General features: G+C 67.3%; 14 protein-coding genes. 7 read left to right on the top strand and 7 right to left on the bottom strand.

Annotation, left to right across the window (positions count from 1 at the left end; translation table 11 throughout):
* Positions 1 to 20: 20 nt before the first annotated feature.
* The 3 genes from ABWP84_RS03960 to ABWP84_RS03950 form a co-directional block, all read right to left on the bottom strand.
* Positions 21 to 392 carry a YqaA family protein gene (locus ABWP84_RS03960; RefSeq protein ID WP_353210697.1) on the bottom strand — a complete coding sequence of 124 codons (372 nt, stop codon included), beginning with the start codon at positions 390 to 392 and terminating at the stop codon, positions 21 to 23.
* 62 nt (positions 393 to 454) lie between these two features.
* On the bottom strand, positions 455 to 1,387 hold the full coding sequence (locus tag ABWP84_RS03955; protein ID WP_353210696.1) for a carotenoid 1,2-hydratase: 933 nt from the start codon (positions 1,385 to 1,387) through the stop codon (positions 455 to 457).
* Positions 1,384 to 2,769: an NAD(P)/FAD-dependent oxidoreductase gene (locus ABWP84_RS03950; RefSeq protein WP_353210695.1), complete on the bottom strand. Its 1,386-nt coding sequence runs from the start codon at positions 2,767 to 2,769 to the stop codon at positions 1,384 to 1,386. The genes ABWP84_RS03955 and ABWP84_RS03950 overlap by 4 nt, the downstream gene beginning before the upstream one ends.
* 136 nt (positions 2,770 to 2,905) lie before the next feature.
* On the opposite strand from ABWP84_RS03950, the gene ABWP84_RS03945 reads away from it, so the two are divergent.
* On the top strand, positions 2,906 to 3,598 hold the full coding sequence (locus ABWP84_RS03945; RefSeq protein ID WP_353210694.1) for a DUF533 domain-containing protein: 693 nt from the start codon (positions 2,906 to 2,908) through the stop codon (positions 3,596 to 3,598).
* 136 nt (positions 3,599 to 3,734) lie between these two features.
* Positions 3,735 to 4,751, top strand: coding sequence for a hypothetical protein (locus tag ABWP84_RS03940; RefSeq protein WP_353210693.1), 1,017 nt, complete (start codon positions 3,735 to 3,737; stop codon positions 4,749 to 4,751).
* 157 nt (positions 4,752 to 4,908) lie between these two features.
* On the opposite strand, the gene ABWP84_RS03935 is transcribed toward ABWP84_RS03940, so the two are convergent.
* Together ABWP84_RS03935 and ABWP84_RS03930 are read right to left on the bottom strand one after the other, a co-directional pair.
* The gene (locus ABWP84_RS03935; RefSeq protein ID WP_353210692.1) at positions 4,909 to 5,904 is read right to left on the bottom strand and encodes a tripartite tricarboxylate transporter substrate binding protein; all 996 of its coding nucleotides are present in this window, start codon (positions 5,902 to 5,904) and stop codon (positions 4,909 to 4,911) included.
* A 10-nt stretch (positions 5,905 to 5,914) separates the two neighbouring features.
* Entirely contained in the window at positions 5,915 to 6,886 is a 972-nt protein-coding gene (locus ABWP84_RS03930; RefSeq protein WP_353210691.1) for a tripartite tricarboxylate transporter substrate binding protein, read from the bottom strand.
* 158 nt (positions 6,887 to 7,044) lie between these two features.
* Here ABWP84_RS03930 and ABWP84_RS03925 point away from each other — a divergent pair, with 158 nt between their 5' ends.
* From ABWP84_RS03925 to ABWP84_RS03905, 5 genes are all read left to right on the top strand, one after another.
* Positions 7,045 to 8,814, top strand: a complete 1,770-nt coding sequence (locus ABWP84_RS03925) for a glucan ABC transporter ATP-binding protein/ permease (protein ID WP_353210690.1) — start codon at positions 7,045 to 7,047, stop codon at positions 8,812 to 8,814.
* Between the two features lie 122 nt (positions 8,815 to 8,936).
* The gene (locus tag ABWP84_RS03920) at positions 8,937 to 9,374 is read left to right on the top strand and encodes a CBS domain-containing protein (RefSeq protein WP_353210689.1); all 438 of its coding nucleotides are present in this window, start codon (positions 8,937 to 8,939) and stop codon (positions 9,372 to 9,374) included.
* A 214-nt stretch (positions 9,375 to 9,588) separates the two neighbouring features.
* On the top strand, positions 9,589 to 10,578 hold the full coding sequence (locus tag ABWP84_RS03915; protein WP_353210688.1) for a TRAP transporter substrate-binding protein: 990 nt from the start codon (positions 9,589 to 9,591) through the stop codon (positions 10,576 to 10,578).
* A gap of 7 nt (positions 10,579 to 10,585) precedes the next feature.
* Entirely contained in the window at positions 10,586 to 11,122 is a 537-nt protein-coding gene (locus ABWP84_RS03910) for a TRAP transporter small permease (RefSeq protein ID WP_353210687.1), read from the top strand.
* Positions 11,123 to 11,128: 6 nt separating this feature from the next.
* Positions 11,129 to 12,433, top strand: a complete 1,305-nt coding sequence (locus tag ABWP84_RS03905; protein ID WP_353210686.1) for a TRAP transporter large permease subunit — start codon at positions 11,129 to 11,131, stop codon at positions 12,431 to 12,433.
* Here ABWP84_RS03905 and ABWP84_RS03900 read toward each other — a convergent pair.
* Positions 12,430 to 12,852 (bottom strand): VOC family protein, encoded by a 423-nt coding sequence (locus ABWP84_RS03900; protein ID WP_353210685.1) that lies wholly within the window; start codon positions 12,850 to 12,852, stop codon positions 12,430 to 12,432. The genes ABWP84_RS03905 and ABWP84_RS03900 overlap by 4 nt on opposite strands.
* Complete coding sequence (locus ABWP84_RS03895; protein WP_353210684.1) at positions 12,849 to 17,210, bottom strand: DUF4011 domain-containing protein; 4,362 nt, start codon at positions 17,208 to 17,210, stop codon at positions 12,849 to 12,851. Before ABWP84_RS03895 ends, ABWP84_RS03900 begins: the two co-directional genes overlap by 4 nt.
* Positions 17,211 to 17,221: the final 11 nt, after the last annotated feature.

Here is a 17,221-nt window from a genome sequence, read left to right as displayed (position 1 = left end):
ATGGTCTCTCCTGGGGCGCATCATGCCCAACACAAGGTGATATAGGCCAGTGTTGCGAAACGGCAGGTCTTGGCCAGGCTCACCAGCAGCAAAAATATCCAGAGCCGCTCGCGCATCACCCCGGCCATGATGGTCAGCGGGTCACCAATGATGGGCATCCAGCTCAGCAGCAGCGTCCAGCGGCCCCAGCGGTGATACCAGCGCTTCGCCCGTTCCAGCGCAGCCGGGGGGACGGGAAACCAGCGCCGGCCGGAAAACCGTTCCAACTCCATGCCCAGCCACCAATTCAGCACCGCACCCAGGATATTGCCTAGGCTGGCCACCACCACCAGTAGCCACGGTACGCCCACGCCACCCAGCAGCATGGCGATGAAGACCGGTTCCGAGCCCACGGGCAGCAGGGTTGCGGCGCCGAAGGCTGTGCCGAACAGCCCTCCATAGGCGGCCAGATCGCCTACCAGAAGGGCCTCGGCACCTTCACCGGCAGCAGGGCCTGCACGGCGAGATTGGCGAAGCGGTCCAGTTCCAGGCTTTCATGCACCGCCGTCACATCCCGCCCCAGCAAATGGGTGTTGATGACCGAGCGGGAGTAGAAGGGCGCGTCCTCCAGGGTTTTGACCACCAAGGCTTGGCCGTTTTCCGACCGTGTGGGCCGGGCTATGCGCCACAGGGTTTTCGGCAGTTGCACCGCAGGTGGCGAGGCAAAATCGGTCACCGCGCCATCATGGCCGACGCGCAATGCGAGGGCCTGTGAGGTGCCGTCCCGCCGCTGGGTGTTGTAGAGGATGGCCGTGGCATCGGGCATGGGCGCGCGGCACCAATCCCAGTCGCAGAAATCCTCTTCGAGCGGCGCAGCACCGGCATTGGTGTCGAAATAGGAGGGGCCGGACCAGCGCAGGCCGGGTTGTTGGAACTCCACCTCAACGCGCGAGCGGGGCGCGATGGGGTGCCATTTGTGCTTCCCCTTGGCATCGAGCTGAAAGGCACGGGTGGAGAGTGCCTGGGGGGTGAGCCGCACCGTGCCGCGCAGGCGGCTGGGGAAGGGTGCTGTCACCTCATTGATCGAAATGGTCAGGCTATTGCCGTCCCAGACCAGCCCGCTCGGGCCCACGGTGAAGCTGTTCTCATCGCGGCGCATGGTCCAGCTTTGCCGGTCGGTCATCGCCCAGCGGCTGGGGCTGCCATAGAGCGAGACATTGATGCAGCAATGGTTGGAAGGGTCCCCCCCGCCGCCGCGCCGAGCCCAGGCATACCAGGGCGAGAAGACGGTGCCGATGAAGGCGATGATGGTGATGCCGTGCTTGCCATCATCTGAGAGCGCATCGACATACCACCAGCAATAGCCGCGCTCGGGCACGGGCTGGTTGAACTCCCAACCGCGCATCATGGCCGGTTCTCCATCACCCGCTCGGCGGCCAGGCGGCCGGATATGGCTGCCATCGCCACCCCCGCGCCGGGATGTGTACCACCGCCGCAGAGGTAAAAGCCGGGCAGCGAGGTGCGCGCCACCGGGCGGGCAAAGCTGGCTGACCAGCCATGCGCCGCCTGGCCATATAGCGCGCCGCCAGTGCCGGGATACTGGCGGGTGAAATCATCGGGTGTTTGGGGCACGTCGTCCTCGAATTCGAAATTGTGACCAGCGGCGGCGGCCAGCGCGCGCGCGGCAGCCGCGCAGGCGGTGAGCGCTTCTGGCGGTAGCGGGCGGGTATCGGTGCGGGCGGGCGCCATCACCATGGCGGTGCTGCCGCCGGAGATTTGCAGGCTGGGCTGGGTGGCCAGCCTATTGCGGTAATGCAGTTCGGTGAATTCGGCGGTGGGTTCATCGGGCAGGAAAATGCTTTGCGCCGGCATATCGCGTGGCTTGAGCCGCCAGATGATGGCCGAGAAGGAGCGCTTATTGGCCGGCAGGGCCGGCACCGCCTTTGCTGCCTCACGCCCCAGCAGCCCAGCGCCAATGGCGGCGGCATCGGCATTGGCGATCACCGCATCGGCGGGCAGGATTTCGCCATTCGCCAAAGCGACGCCGGCCACGCGCCCGCCCCGCAGCCGGATATCCACCGCCTCGGTGCCCAGGCGAATGGTGGCGCCCTGTGCCATGGCATGCGCTGCCATGGCCTCCACCAATGCCATCACCCCGCCTTCCACCTGCCACACGCCCTGCTGTTCTATATGGGAGATCATCATCAGCGTGGCCGGGGCCTGCAGGGGCGAGGCGCCGACGCAGCAGGCCGCTCGGGCGAAGACCTGGCGCAGCCGGGGGGCGGCGAAATGCTCGGCCAAACCCTCCCAAAGGGGCGCCAGCGCGGCCAGCCCCAGGCGGCGCATCATGGTGGCATTGGTGGAAAGCGCCGTGGCAGCCGGCCGATGCGTCTCGATGAAGGGCTTTTGCAGCGCTTCGAAATAGCGCTGGCCGCGGGCGGCGAAATCACGATAACCCTGCGACGCGGCGGGGCCGGCGAAGCGGCCAATGGCATCGGCATTGGCCTGTATGCCATCGACGATGTCGAGCGTGGCGCCATCGGACCAGAGATGCCGCGCCAGCAGGCGCTGCCGGGTGAGTGGCGGCATGGCAGCGGCGCCGAAAAGTGCTTCGAACACCGGCAGCATGGTGATGCCATGGGCGGGGGGCATGGCGCGGGCCTTGCCGCCGAGCGTCTCGGCCCGCTCCAGGATCATGACCTCCCGCCCTGCGGCCGCCAGCAGCATGGCCGCGGCCAAGCCGCCAATACCCGCCCCCAGGATGCAGATGCGGTGCGGCGGTTGATTCATGGATGTAGTGAGGCGGTGGAGGGCAAAACTGTCAAGTTTGTTGGACAGATTTTTCGGGCTGATGATCCCGTTGCAGCTTTGCCAGCGCGCCATCCTGGCCATCGCCGGGGCGCTGGGTTTGATGTAGCCTGCGGCGATGAATGTCGCACGAATGCTCGGCGCGCTGCTCGATGGTGCCGCCACCCCGCCGCGGCGGGCCACTGCCCGGCGCGGCCATGGCCCCTTTGGCATGACAGCGGGCGAAACCCGGCAGATTGGCCGGCTGCTGGGCAGCCTGGCGGATATGGCGATCGAGGCGGTGCAGCCGCCGCCGCCCTCGCCAGCCCAACCGGGCCGGGCGGGCCCTCCGCCGCCCCCTCTGCCTGCCCCTCGGCCTGCCCCCCCGCCGCCCCCTCGGCCTGCCACTCGGGCGCGCATCCCCGATACTGGCGGCTCGCCCTGGACGCCCCAGCCAGCGCCGCCAGCCGCCGATGCGCCCCGCGCCGAGGCCACCGAGGCCCTGCTGCTGACCCAGGCCATGGTGGCCGCCGCCCGCGCCGATGGCGTGAGCGATGCGGCCGAGCGCGCCGCCATTGCCCGGCAATTGGATGCGGCCGGGCTTGACGAGGCCGAGCGCGAGCATGTTCTGGCCGGTTTTGACAACCCGCCAACACCCGAGGCGCTGGCGCAGCAGGCGGGTGACCCGATGCTGCGGGCGCAGCTCTACGCCGCCTGCGTGGCCGCGATGGGACAGATCAACCCAGCCGAGCGGCTTTGGCTGGACCGCCTGGGCGTGGCGCTGAAGCTGGATGGCGCCGCGCGCGGCGTGATCGAGAAGCGGCTGGCCTGATCGTCGCTCGGGTAATCTTTCGGCAAGCTCATGCGGCCTAGGGTGCCGCGACATGTCTTCTGGCCGCCCCCCGCCGATTGATCGATTCTGGCTGACGCAGCAGCAGTCCGCGACATTTCTTGAGCGCGGGATCAGCTTGCCCTTTACCACGCCGATGCTGGTTGGTGCTCGGCTGCGGCTGGGGGAGCGCAATGCGATGGAGCTGGTGGTCAAGAATCCCTCGGGCGGCGCGGGTTTCTACGTTCTGCCATGGGCGGGCCTGCCGGATATTTGTTCGCCCACGCCGCATGATCGGCGATTATGGGAGCTGGTGTCGGCTGAGCCGATGCCCAGCCCGGCCAGCATCGGCCGCGCGGCCGGCCAGGTCGTGCAGGAAGGCCTGGCGGATCTGGCAGCCCAAGCCAGTTGGTCCGCGGTGGAGACCGGGCGCTATGGCGACCGGGTGCGGGCCAATTTCATGCTGCTGATGCTCACGATCCGGCAAAATGAGACGCCGGCAGAGGCGGTGATGCCGCCGGAACAGGATCATCCCGAACAGCTTGAACGGCGCGCCAAACGTGCCCTGGCCAGGGTTGGGGGCGTGCTCGGCGTCCCTGCCGATGCCATGGCCGGCCATCTCGAAGAGCTGGTGGCTTTGCTGCAGGATATCGGCATATCCGGCCACCACGAACCCGCCCTCATCCGGCGCAAGATGATGGCGGTTGCAGCCCTCTCCCAGGGCCTGTCGGAATGGAGCCAGACAAGCCCAGAAGCGTGCGGCAGCCCGGCGAGCGGCATCATCACCGGTTCGGCCGAAAGGACCTTGGCGGGTTGCAGCCATATCATCACGGAACTCGATGAGTTGATGGCGGACCCCACGGCGCTGCTGCGCCGATGGCTGCATGAGCCCGCGGCACTGCGGCAATTGGCATCGCGCCCCGAATGGCTGCTTGATGGCTGGGAGCTGCCCTGCGCGATGTGGCGCGATGCGCCGGAGGCAGAGCGCCTGGCCACCTGCCTGCAGATTGCCGCACTCACGCCCGCCCTTCCCCGTGAGGCCGAGCGTTGGACCTCCCCTGCCGCCGACGCCGCCCGGCAGGCGCCCCTTCTGCTGCGTCGGCGGGTGCGGGCCCTGGAAGATTGGCGGACTGGAGAGATCATTCGCCGGGACTAAATATCGAGCAGGCTACCGAAAGATGCGGGTGGCGGGGGAAAAGAACGAGGGGCAAAGCCCCTCGATGTTGCTTTCCCGCGCTATTCGTCTTTCAACAACCGGCTCGAGATCATATCAAAACTGCACCAGCCCCGGCGTGGCAGGTGAGGTTTCGGTCTCAGCCCTCGACCGAAGCCCCGGAGCGCTGCACCACCTCGGTCCATTTGGCGATTTCCGCCCGGATGAAGGTTTCGAAAGCGTCTGGGTTGGTGCCGCCATCGGGCTGAAGATCGGGCTTCATGCCGCCCAGATCGGCCAGCTTCGCCCAGGTTGCCGGGTCGGCCACGGCGGCGTTCACTTCTGCACCCAGGCGCTGGATGATGGGTGCCGGGGTGCGGGCGGGGGCCTGCAGGCCGAACCAGGCGGTGGCCTCGATGGCGGGGAAGCCGGCCTCGGCGGTGGTGGGAACACCGGGCAGGGCGGGGCTGCGGCCGGCGGTGGTCACCGCCAGCGGCCGCAGCCTGCCTTCGCGCAGATGGCCAATCACGCTGGGCAGATTATCCACGCCCAGTTCGATGCGCCCGGCGATCATCTCCTGCAACATCGGCCCAGAGCCGCGGAAGGGCACATGGGTGACTTGCACGCCGGTGGCCAGCTTCAGCAACTCACCCGTCATGTGCAGCGAGGTGCCGATGCCGCTCGAGCCGATATTGAGCTGGCCGGGGCGCGCGCGCAGCAGTGCCACCAGCTCGGCCAGGCTATTGGCCGGCACCGCATTGGCGACGAAAATCGCATTGGGCACCCGCAGCAGCAGCCCCACCGCGGCCAGATCCTCGGGGCGGATCGGCATCCGGCGGCCATAGAGCGGGAAATTGATGGCGCCGGAGCTCACCGTCGTCATCAGCAGGGTATGGCCGTCGGGCTCGGCCTTGGACACCACTTCGGCGCCGAGATTGCCACCGGCACCGGGGCGGTTTTCCACCAACACCGATTGCCCCAGGCGCTGGGTCAGCCGCTCGGCCAGGATGCGGGCGGCGATGTCGGTGGTGCCGGCGGGGGTGAAGCCCACCACCAGACGGATGGAGCGCGATGGCGCCCATTGCGCCCGTGCTGGCCCATGGCCGAAGGCGAGAAGGGCGGGGCTTGCGAGCAGGGCGCGGCGGGGCGTGGTCATGGCGTTTTCCTTATTCTGCGGTGATGCCGGCGGTGCGGATCACCTCTCTCCATTGGGTGATCTCGGCGGCGATGAAGCGCGAGAAATCCTGGGCGCTGCCGCCCATGGGGGCGACGCCGATATGGGTCAGCCGGGCGAGCACCGCCGCATCAGCCAGCATCGCATTGGCTTCCTGGTTGAGGCGGGAGATCACCGCTTCTGGCGTGCCGCGCGGCACCTGCAGCCCGTACCAGACGGTGGCGACGAAGCCCGGCAGGGTTTCCGCAAAGCTCGGCACATTGGGCAAGGCCGGGTTGCGCTGCGCCCCGGTGGTGGCCAATGGCCGCAGCGCGCCATCGCGCACCAGGCCGATTGCGGTGGAAATATTGCCAAAGGCGATGGAGATGCGCCCGGCGACCAATTCATTGAGCATTTGCCCCGCGCCGCGATAGGGCACGTGCAGGATGTCGATGCCAGCCCGGGCCGCCACCAAGGCGCCGGTGAGATGGAGGCTGCTGCCCGCGCCGCTGCTGCCAAAGGTCAGGGCGCCGGGGCGCGCCCGGGCAGCGGCGATGAAATCGCCAAGGCTGCGCCAAGGCGCCGAGGGCGCCACGGTGGCCATATTGGGCAGCGAGAAGAGCCCCGCCACCTCGGCCAGGGCTTCGCCATTATGGGGGATGGAGGGGTAGAGAAACTGGTTGGTCGCCGCCGTGCCGATGCTGGCGAAGAAGATGGTCTGCCCATCGGGTTCGGTCTTGCCGGCGATATCGGCGGCGATACTGCCCGCAGCACCGGGGCGGTTATCGATCACCACCGGCTGGCCCAGCGCCGCGCCCAGCCTTTCGGCCGTCATCCGCGCCAGCGTGTCGGTGCTGCCGCCGGGGGGGAAGGGGACAATCATCCGCAAGGGGCGCGAGGGCGCCCAGGCCTGCGCCGCCGCAGCACCCGCCCAGGCCGTGCCAAAGGCCGCGCGCCGTCCAAGACTGGCCCGATTTGCGGCCATTGCGTTTCCCGCTCCCGTTACGGTGATTGAAGTGGCGCAGTGGCGGGCGGGTTTCAAGGCCATAGCTGGGTACGAAAACCGCCACAATCATGGCCCAAGAAACATCCCTTGCCCGGCGCCGCGCTTTGCGCGATGCGAGGCGGGCACGGAGATCGCCCATGAAGTTCATCAGGCTCTATGCCCGCGTTCTGGGCCTTCTCGCCGCCGATCGGCAGGTGGCGATTGGCCTTGCCCTCTCGGCCATGGCGCTGGCCGGGCTGCAATTTCTCGAACCTGTGCTGTTTGGCCGGGTGATCGACCTGCTTTCCCGCTCGGAGCGGATGACGGAGAGCAATGTCTGGGCCGAGGCGGCGGTGCTGCTCGGAATCTGGGCCGCGGTGGGGCTGACCGCGATCGGCGCCAATGTCGCCGTGGCGCTGCTGGCTGACCGCATGGCCCATCGCAACCGCCTGCAGATGATGAGCCGGTATTTCGAGCATGTGCTGGGCCTGCCGCTGGCCTTTCATGGCGATGTGCAGTCCGGCCGGCTGATGAAGGTGATGCTGGTGGGTGCCGATAACCTGTTTGGCATGTGGCTCTCCTTCTTCCGGGAGCATCTCATCACCTTCATTGGCGCCATATTGCTCCTGCCGCTCACGCTGTTCCTGAATTGGCGGCTGGCGCTGGTGCTGATCGTGCTGGTCATCATCACCACCACCGTCACCATTTTTGTCATCCGCCGCACCCAGTCGGCGCAAATGGCGGTGGAACGCTTCCACACCCAACTCGCCGGCAATGCGCAGGATGCGTTGAGTAATGTCATGGTGGTGCAATCCTTCACCCGCATGCGCTCGGAGACGAGAATGTTCTCCGACATCATGCGCCAGGTGCTGGCGCATCAATTTCCGGTGCTAAACTGGTGGGCGGTGGTCAATGTGCTCACCCGCGCTGCCGCCACGATCAGCACCATCGCCATTTTCGTCTTTGGCACCATCCTGCATTTGCGCGGCCAGGCGAGTGTGGGCGAGATCGTGAGCTTCATGGGTTTCGCCACCCTGCTGGTGGCGCGGCTGGAAGGGGCGGTGGCCTTTGTCTCCAACCTGTTGTTCCAGTCGCCCTCCCTGCTCGAATTCTTCCAGGTGCTTGATACCAAGAGCACCGTGCCCGAGCGGGCGGACGCCCTCGATCTCCCGCGCGCGCAAGGCCATGTGCGGTTTGAGAATGTGGGTTTTGCCTATCCCGGCGGCGGCAGAATTCTCAGCGGTATTGATTTTGAGGCCCTGCCCGGCCGCACCATCGCCCTGGTGGGCCAGACCGGTGCCGGCAAATCCACCGCCATGGCGCTGATGCAGCGGCTATGGGACCCGGTGGAGGGGCGGGTTACGCTTGATGGGCTGGATCTGCGTGACATCAGCCTGGAGGCGCTGCGCCGCAATGTTGGTGTCGTCTTTCAGGAGAGCATGCTGTTCAACCGCACCATTCGGGACAATTTGCTGGTCGGCCGCCCCGGTGCGACGCAGGAGGAGGTGGAGGCTGCCTGCCGGATGGCCGAGGCGCATGATTTCATCACCCGCCAGCCGCATGGCTATGACACGCTGGTGGGAGAGCGCGGCGCCTCGCTCTCCGGCGGGCAGAGGCAGCGCCTGGCCATCGCCCGCGCCTTGCTGAAGGACCCGCCGGTGCTGATCCTGGATGAGGCGACGAGTGCGCTTGATGCCGCGACCGAGGCGCGGGTGCAGAAGGCACTGAAGGCGCTGATGGAAGGGCGCACCACCTTCATCATCGCCCATCGGCTCTCCACCGTGCGCGACGCCGATGAAATCCTGGTCTTTGAGGCGGGTGGCATTGCCGAGCGCGGTGGCTTCCAGGAATTGGTGGCGCGCGATGGCCGCTTTGCTGCTTTGGTGAAGACCCAGCTGATGGGAAGCCTATCTGCCCCCGGGCATTGATAACGACAATGCAACGAAATGTTGCGCCGCACTGCTAGGTGGCGGCGCAAACCAAGGTTTTTCTTGCCCTGGGCACCGCCCAGCCGCCAACATGCCGCTGCCAAAAAACAACGGGAGCAGCGATGATGATCGGCTTAATCCTGAAACAAAAAGGCGGGCAGGTGATTTGTGTGGCGCCGCATGATTGTGTGGCCTCCATCGCCCGAACCCTGGCGCAACATCGCATCGGTGCGGTGCTGGTGGTGGAGGGCGATGGCACCGTCTCGGGCATTGTGAGCGAACGCGATATTGTTCGCGCCATGGCCGGCGGGGGTGAGGCCACCTTCCGCATGAGTGCGGGCCAATTGATGACCCGGGTGCTGCACACCGCCTCCCCCGAGAGCACGGTGCAGGAAGGCTTGCAGATGATGACCGACCGCCGGGTGCGCCACCTGCCGGTGCTGGAGAAGGCAGGCCGGCTGGTTGGCATGGTCTCCATTGGTGACCTGGTGAAGGCGCGCATCGCTGAGGCGGAGCATGAGGCCGAGGAACTGAAGCACTACGTCGCCACCGCGGGCTGACCTGCCGCAAGGGGTTCTTTGCGCGGAAGCGGTGCGGGATATCCGCGCGAAAACCATCAGCGCCGCAAGGCGCTGGGCGGCATCTTTGCGCACCACCTGCCGTGTCCGCAGGCAAAACCTGCCCGCCGCGCCACACCCGCCGGATTTGCGGGCTTGCCAGTCCCCCGCAATCCAACCGATGGTAGTTTCCAGATCAACCTCGGGAGCCACCTCCATGCCCTTTACCCGTCGTGCGGCCCTTGCTGGCGCTGCAGCCCTTCCCGCCACCTTGGCGCTGGACGCCGCGGCCCAGGCCCGCTGGCAATTTGCCCTGGCCTATCCGGATGGCAATTTCCACACCCGCAACGCCAAGACCTTTTCTGAGGCCATTGAGGCTGCGACGTCCGGCCGGGTCTCTATCCAGATGCACAGCAATGGCTCGCTGCTGCCGCTGCCCGCCATCAAGCGCGGCGTGCAGCAGGGGCAAGTGCAGCTCGGTGAAATCCTGCTCAGCGCCTATGGCAATGAAGACCCGTTCTTCGAGATTGATGGCATCCCGCAGCTTTGCCGCACCTATGCCGATGCCAAGCGCCTGTCGGACATGACCAAGCCTTTCATCGAGGCGCGCTTCGCCCGCCAGGGCCTGACGCTGCTGTATATGGTGGCCTGGCCCTCCTCGGGTTTTTACACCAATGCGCCGGTCGAGACGATTGAGAATCTGCGCGGCACCCGTTTCCGCACCTTCTCGGTCATGACCAACCGCTTCGCCACGCTGATCGGCGCCACGCCTACCCTGGTGCAGGCGGCCGAATTGCCGCAGGCCTTCGCCACCGGCGTGGTCAATGCCATGGTCACCTCGGCCACCACCGGCGTTGACAGCTCAGCCTGGGATTACGCCCGGGTTTATACGCCCGTGGGCTTCACCTACACCAAGAACGCCGTCTTCATGTCCCGCCGCGCCTTTGATGCGCTGAGCGCGGCCGATCAGGCCACCATCCGCCGCCTCGCCGCCGAGGCCGAGACCCGTGGTTGGGCGCTCTCCGAGGAGGCCAATACCGGCAATACCAATATCCTGGGCCAGCGCGGCATGAATGTGGCCACCCCCACCCCGGCGCTGATGGAAGCGCTGGACCGGGTGAGCGCCGAGATGGTGACCGAATGGCTTACCCGCTCGGGCGAGGATGGCGCCCGCGTCATCGCCCAGTACCGCGCCGCGCGGCGCTGAGTTGGCCATGCTCCGCCGCGCGCTGGACGGGCTTTACTGGCTCAGCGCCGCCGTCGCGGCGGCATGCCTCTTCGGCATTTTTGCCATCATGATGATCCAGGTGGCGCTGCGCAGCATGAACCGCCCCTTCCCCGGGGCGGATGATGTCACCGCCTATCTCTGCGTTGCCGCCACCTTCTTCGCCCTTGCCTATACTTTCCGGCGGGGGGAGTTGATCCGGGTGGGTTTGTTCATCGAAAGGCTGGGCCCCACGGTCCGGCGGATATTTGAAATCATTTCGCTGAGCCTGGCCGCTGCCCTGACCGGTTACATCGTGTTCTGGACCGCCAATGACGTGATGTTCAGCTACGAGATCGAGGATATGGCGCAGGGCAGTGTGCCCTTTCTGCTCTGGATTCCGAAAATGGCCATGCCCCTGGGTGCTGGCGTGCTGCTCGTGGCCATCCTTGATGAAATGGTCACCGTGCTTTCCGGCCAAAAACCCAATTATGTCCGCGCCGCGGAAGAGCGTGCCGCGCGTGGCGATTTCTCGGCGGAAGTGTAAGGCATCATGGATCACATCACGCTTTCGCTGCTGCTGCTGACCGTTCTCTGCCTGCTGCTTGGCAGTGGCTTGTGGATTGCCCTGGCCCTGGCCGGCACGGGTTACATTGCCATGCTGGTGGCCAATCCGAGCCCGGGGCTGTTTCTTGCCTCGGCCTATTGGGAGAGCACTGGCTCCTGGACCTTGGCGGCACTGCCGATGTTCGTGTGGATGGGTGAAATCCTGTTTCGCACCAAGCTATCTGAGGAATTGTTCAATGGCCTCGCGCCCTGGGTGCGGCGTGTGCCTGGCCGGTTGTTGCATGTGAATATTCTGGCCTGCGGTATTTTCGGCTCGGTCTCTGGTTCCTCCGCCGCCACATGCGCCACCGTGTCGCGCATTGCGCTGCCGGAATTGCGGCGCCGTGGCTATGATGAGAGCATTTCCATCGGCAGCCTGGCCACGGCTGGCACGCTGGGCATCATGATCCCGCCCTCAATCATCATGGTGATCTACGCCGTGGCGGCTGAGGTCTCGATTGTGCGGGTGTTTATTGCCGGCCTTCTGCCGGGGCTTTTGGTGATGCTGCTGTTCAGCGGCTACATTATTATCTGGGCGCTGCTGAACCCGGATAAGCAGCCGCCGCCAGAGCCGCGGCTGAGTTTCATGGAAAAGCTGCGCGCCTCAAGCCAGCTCATTCCCTGCGGGCTGCTGATCATCGGTGTGATCGGCACCATGTTCATCGGCTGGGCCACGGCGACCGAGGCTGCTGCCTTTGGCGTGCTGGGCAGCCTGATCCTGGCGGGTGTGACGGGGACGCTCAGCTTTCGCAGTTTTTTCGAAAGCCTGGCCGCCGCGACGCGGCTCTCCTGCATGATCCTGTTCATTCTGGCTGGCGCGGCCTTTCTGACCAAGGCGATGGCGCTGACTGGCATCCCCAATGCCCTGGCGCAGCAAGTGGCCTCGGCCGGGCTTGGGCCCTATGCGATCATTGCCATTTTGACCGGTGTTTATGTCATTCTCGGCATGGCGCTTGATGGTGTGTCGATGATCGTGCTGACCACCTCGGTGGTCATTCCCATCGTGCAGCTGGCTGGGTTTGACCTGGTGTGGTTTGGCATTTTCATCGTGCTGCTGGTGGAGATTGCCGAGATCACGCCACCGCTCGGCTTCAACCTCTTCGTCATGCAGACCATGACGGGCAAGGAGCAGACTGAGGTGGCCTGGGCCTCCATGCCATTCTTCCTGATGCTGGTGATCACGGTGGTGCTCATCACCCTCTTCCCCGTCACGCTGGTGACCGGGCTGCCGGAATGGCTGCTGGCGCGTTAGAACTCGCCGCTGTCGGGTGCTGGCCAGTCCGGCCGTTCAAAGCGCTGGAATTCCAGCAAATTGCCGGCCGGGTCGTGCAGGAAGAAGTGGTAGATGCGCCATTGCGCGGAATGCTCAGGCGGCTTGGGAATGGTGGCGCCGCGCGCCTGCAGATAGTCGTACCAGCCATCCACATCCTGGGTGACGAAGGTGAAGCACACCCCACCCTCCATGCGGGGATTGGCGCTGGCGCGGGGCGCGCCAGCCATGCAAAGCCCCAGAAAGGCCCGGCCCCCGGCCACGGCATAAATCCGCACCCGCTCCTGGTCCTGCACCAGGGGCAGGCCGAGCAGATTTTCGTAGAAAGCCCAGCAGGCTGGTGCGTCCTGCGCGTAGAGGAACGTGACCTGCTGATCGAGGGGCGGCATTGCTGTGTTCATGGTGCCATGCCTAGCAGTTTGAGCCGCCCGGAGCCCACCATGGCGGCTAGCCTGGCCTGCAATGCGATGGCGGCTGTGGCTTCCAGGCCCAGCATCCTGGTAAGGCCCATGGCGAGTTCGACCTCGCTCGCGGTGGGGGCGGCCGCTTGCAGGGCGAGTGCCGCGGCCTCCACTTCGGCTGGGGGCAGCATGGCCGGCCGCCGCAGCATGGCGATGCTGGCGCGGCGGTCACGCGGGATGGGCGCGGGGCTGGCGGCCTCGGTGGACCAGAAGCCTTCCACCGCCTGCACGCCGTGCAATTGGCCCGACAGGCGCAGCGCCTGTTGCAGCTTGCTGCGCTCCGCCGCACTCAGGCTCTCGGCGCCCCAGAGCAGGCGGGCGCGCTCCATCACCACATCGCCATGCACTGGGGCTTCGATGCCGATGATCCTGGCGAGGCACTCAGCCAGGCTGGCGAAGGGCATATCGGCGATGGCGGTCTCGCGCGGCACCTCGAATGCAGCCTCGATATAAGGCTGGACGAGGCCGGTTTCGGGGGCGGCGGCGAGGATGGCTTCTGGGGGCTCTGGCGCGCCCAGGGCCGCGCGCAGCCTTGCCTCGGCCTCGGCCGGGCGGTTCAGCCAGTCCAGGCTCCAACTGCGGGCGAGTTTCCAGCCCATGCCGGCCAGCGCGGCCTGCCGCCCACGGTCCCGGTCACGCGCGCAGCGCAGCGCGGCCCAATCGGCGCCATCGGTTTCCACCCCGAGTTCGAAGCCGGCCTCGCCGGCGGCGGCCACATCGAGGAAGAGGCCGGAGAGGCCGACGCGCTGCACCACCCGCTTGCCGGCCGCTTCCACCACCCGGGCAATGGCGGCGCCGAGGGGCGAATCACTGGCCTTGCCGGCGGCACGCAGCGCCGCGCCGCTTTGTGCGGCGAAGGCCAGGAAGGTTTTTAGCGCCGCCACCCCCCGGCCGGTGGCGCGCTCAAGGTCAATTTCCTCCGCGCCGATGCCACTGAAGACGATGCAGCGCTTTTTCGCCCGGGTGATCAGCACATTCAGCCGCCGCTCGCCGCCCTCTGCCGAGAGTGGGCCGAAGCGCATGGCCAGCCGGCCCCTGGCATCACGGCCATAGCCCACGGAGATGAGGATGCTGTCCCGCTCATCGCCCTGGACGTTTTCCAGGTTCTTGATGAAGAAGGGTTCGGCCGGATGGGCGGTGAAGAAGGCTTCGGTATCGGGCGATTGGCGGCGCAATTCTTCGAGCGCCTCGATAATGGCGTCGCGCTGTTTGATGCTGAAGGTGGCCACGCCCAGCGTATCGCCAGGCGTGGTGCGGGCATGGGCGATCACCGCTGCGGCCAGGGCGGCGGCTTCGATGGCATTGGTGCCGGTGCCGCCACTGTCGAAGCTGCCCTCCACCCGCACCAGCGAGAGCCCCAAGGCGGGGCTGCGCGGCCTGGGGCTGGGCAGGACCAAGAGCCGATTGCCGTAGAATTCCTGGTTGGAGGTGGCGATCAGGCTCTCATGGCGGCTACGGTAGTGCCAGCGCAGCATGGCATTGGGCACGCCGCGAGCATTGGCGAGGCCCAGAATGCTCTCCACCTCGCGCGCGGCCACCGTGTCGCTGGCGGTTTCGGGTGCTTCTTCCTCATCGCTCATCATGCGCTGGAAAAAGCGGGTTGGCGGCATTTGCCTGTCATCGCCCACCACCACCATTTGCCGGCAGCGGGCTATGGCGCCCAGCGCATCCACCGGCTCGATCTGGCTGGCCTCATCCATCACCAGCAGGTCAAAGCTCAGCCCGGGTTTGAGGCCATGCGGCGGTGCCAGGGATTTCGCGACCGAGAGCGGGCTCATCATGAAGATCGGTTTGGCGGCCTGAATCGCCGGGGCGGCCCGCAGCAGCAATTCGCGCACCGGCAAATGGCCGCGGCGCTTTTCCATTTCGCCGCGCAGCACCGTCAGCCCGGGCACTTCGCCCTCGCGCACCCGTTTGAGGCGCTGGGCATGGGCATGGGCTGCCTGCGCGCGGGCGAGGGTGACGCGGGCGGCGTCGGCGGTGCGGAAATCCTCCACCACGCGGTCCATGGCGGTGCCATCGAAGGCGGCGAGGGCTGGGTTGTCGCGCATTGCGAGCCGCAGCAGCGCCTCCAGCATGGCGTATTCGCAGCCGTCGCTGGCGGCTTCCGGCGGCAGGCTTCCCTCGGCCAGGGCCAGGGCCAGGGGCGCCAATTCCGGCGCCGCCTGGCGGGCGCGCTGCCAGGCCAGCCAGGGCTGCAGCGCCTCGGCCTCGCTGGCCCAGGCGGTGAGGCGCTGCGCCAGGGCCTGGAAGGTGGCCTCCTCGGCAAAGCCCGTGGCGGCGCGCAATTCGGCGCAGGCGGCGAGTGCTGCGCGCAGCGGGGCGATGGGGCTGGGCGGCGCTGGGGTGAAGCCATTCCGCCAGCCCTCACCCAGGGCGATGCGGGCCCAGGGCTCTGCCGCATCCAGCCTTTGGGCGGCGGCGCGAAGGGCGAGGGCAGCGTCGAGCACCGGCAGCGGGTCTGCCGTGGCTCCATCCTGCGCCACCTCGGCGAGGCAGGCCAGGGCGGCGCGGCGCGCGGCGGAGAGGAAGCCGAAGATGCCCCCGGGTTCAGCCAGGGTGGCGCGGGCTTCATCGAGGCCGGGGTGCCGCCAGGCTTCGGGTTTGATGCGTGGATCGGGTTTGGCGAGCAGGGCCAGATCGGCGCGCAGGGCCTCGAGCCTCGTCTGGCCGCCCTGGTAGCCTCCATCCTCGGGCGGTGGCTCGCCAAGGGCTGCGGCCACGGCTTCGGCCCGGGCGATGGCCATCTCGGCCTCGGTGGGGGTGCCGGGTGCTGCGGCGAGGCTGCGAATCCAGCCCGGCAGTCGGGATAAGAGGCGCCCGGTGGCGGTGGCGTCGAGGGGCGTGGTCACGCCCTGCCAGACGCTGGCGGCGCCACCCTCGGCCGCGCGGGCGGCCAATTCACGCGCGGCGTCCCGCCATGCCTGGATTTGCCCGGCATCGGGCGCGGGCAGGGAGAATGGCGGCGCCGCCACCCCGCGCTGGCGCAGCGCCACCAGCCCGCCCAGTACAAGATGCAGGGCCATGGCGGAATTGCCCACCGGCGCGCGCATGGCCGCCGCATGGCGGTTGAGCCGGCCGCGCATTTCGCCCAGGCGTTTGACCACTTGTGCCGCGTCGGGCGTGGGAGGCATTGGCAGGGCCAGGGTGGCGCGCAGCTCATCCAGCACGGCGCGTTTGGATTGCTTCTCGCTATGCAGTTCCAGGCAGGCGGCGCCGAGGCCCAGATTGGTCAGCCGGCGCTGCACCACCTCCAGCGCTGCCAGTTTTTCCGCCACGAAAAGCACGGAGCGGCCATCCAGCACCGCCTGGGCCAGGATATTGCAGATGGACTGGCTCTTGCCCGTGCCCGGTGGGCCCTGGATGACGACATGGCCGCCGCGCCTGGCCAATTCGGTGGCCAGGGCCTGGCTGCCATCCACCTCCACCACATGGTCGAGCCGCTCGACGCTGATGACCTCATCCACATCGGCATCATCGGCAAAGGCGGCGGGCTGGGGCGGCAGGGGCTCGCCGCCCACCAGGGTGCGGACCAGCGGGTGCTCGGCCAGCCCCGGATTGGCCTGGGGCGAAAGGTCGCGCCACATCAGGAATTTGCCGAAGGAGAATAGGCCGATGGCGATGGTATCGGCCTGCACCCGCCAGCCCTCGCGCGGGGCGATGATCGTGGCGATGGCGTCGGCCCAGCGGCTGGGGTCGTAATCCTCGGCCTCGAACTCCGGCAGTTCCAGGCCCATGCTGGCGAGTTTTTCGCGCAGGGAGAGGTTCTCCGCCGCCTCCTCGGCATTGGCGCGCAGGCGGAATTGGTTGGAGACGCCCTCGCGCTCGATCGTGGCGGGGATCAGGATGAGCGGGGCGAGGCGTTCGGTCTGTGGCGTGCCGGGGTCCCGCCAGGCGAGAGCGCCGAGGGCGAGGAACAGGCTGGGGACGCCGCTTTCCTCCCGCGCGGTGCGGGCATCGGCGATGATGTCGCGCAGTTTTCTGGCCAGTTCGGCCGGCGGCAGGCGGACGCGAAGCCTGTTATCCTGTTGCCATTCCTCGCGCGGGGTTGCGCCGGCCAGGGTGACGCCCTCGGCTTTGGTGCCGCGTTTGGGCGGCGGTGCCTCGCCCACCGCTTCGAAGCCGAAGGGCTTGGCCGCCTTGAGCTTGGCCAGGATGGCGGTGGCATTCTCCTCATCGAGCAGCAGCACCCCCCGCGCGCGGCCCGGTGCTGGCAGGGCCAGCAGGCGGTTGCGGGTCGAGAGGTCGAGCAGGCCGCGACGCGCCTCTTCCAGCGCGGCGATGAGGTCGGAAGCCATGGAGGTTCCTT

This window comes from Rhodovarius sp. (assembly GCF_040399605.1).
Taxonomy (GTDB): domain Bacteria; phylum Pseudomonadota; class Alphaproteobacteria; order Acetobacterales; family Acetobacteraceae; genus Rhodovarius; species Rhodovarius crocodyli_A.
This window is presented reverse-complemented; position numbering and strand designations above follow the sequence as displayed.